Below are 1024 nucleotides of genomic sequence, written 5' to 3'. Positions count from 1 at the left end.
GCTTGGGGTCACCTATGACGTTAGGCCGACATCAAGCATTCTGGACGGCGGTTTCGCTGGCTACCGACTGGTCTTTGTCGAGACCCCGTCCAATCCGCGGCTCGACATCTGCGACATCGCCCCCGTCGCCCAGGCGGCCCGCGAGCAAGGCGCGATCCTTGTCGTCGACAACACGACGATGACGCCGTTCGGCCAGCGCCCGCTCGATCTCGGCGCCGACATCGTCGTCTCGGCCGACACCAAGGCGATCAATGGTCATTCGGATGTGCTCTTCGGCCATGTCGCCAGCCGCAATCCGGACATCGTCGCGAAAGTGAAGGATTGGCGCGAGACGGCCGGCGGCATTCCCGGCCCGTTCGAGGCCTGGCTCGTGCATCGCGGCCTCGAAACACTCGAGGTGCGCTTCGATCGCATGTGCTCGTCGGCCGAAACGATCGCCCGTCGTCTCAAGGCGCATCGCGCCGTAAGCGGCTTGCGCTTTCCGGGTCTGGAGGGAGATGCCTCGCACAATCTGGCTCGCGCCCAGATGGAGCGCTTCGGCTTCCTCATCTCGTTCGAACTCGCCTCGGAAGAGACTGCAGAGGCTTTCATCGACAATTGCGCGTTGATTGAATCGGCGACGTCATTCGGCGGCGTGCACAGCTCGGCCGAACGCCGCTCGAAGCGCGGCGACGCCGTGCCGCCCGGCTTCGTGCGGCTGTCGATCGGCTGCGAGCCGGTCGAGGAACTCTGGCAGGCGATCGAGGCGTCTTTGGATCATCTCGGCCCATAGCGCGCCGCCAAGACCATTGTAGGAAAATGCCAGCTGGCCTGTAAGCCGGGTTCTGTATGGCCCTCGCGCCTTTCGGCGCGAGAACGTGGCGGCCATTCATCTTGGGCGCATGTCGCCATGCGCCTCACGCAACCTACCCGGGCGGTGGGCCGGAAACAGCCCTCGAAGGTTTCCCCTCGCACCGCCCCTATTCGGTCTTGCTCCCGGTGGGGTTTGCCGTGCCGCTCCTGTTGCCAGTCGCGCGGTGGGCTC

The 1024-nt window shown here is 65.1% G+C and carries 1 protein-coding gene and 1 other RNA gene; one reads left to right on the top strand and one right to left on the bottom strand.

Annotated elements, in window-relative coordinates:
- The coding region (locus EOA29_RS37710) for a PLP-dependent transferase (protein ID WP_127222474.1) at positions 1–772 on the top strand (772 nt) is incomplete at its 5' end.
- Positions 773–797: 25 nt separating this feature from the next.
- Here the strand turns inward: EOA29_RS37710 and rnpB are convergent.
- An RNA gene (gene rnpB, locus EOA29_RS37705) (RNase P RNA component class A) lies at positions 798–1024 on the bottom strand; the annotation flags it as partial.

The sequence above is a fragment of the Mesorhizobium sp. M1E.F.Ca.ET.063.01.1.1 genome (genome assembly GCF_003998155.1).
GTDB lineage: Bacteria > Pseudomonadota > Alphaproteobacteria > Rhizobiales > Rhizobiaceae > Mesorhizobium.
This window is presented reverse-complemented; position numbering and strand designations above follow the sequence as displayed.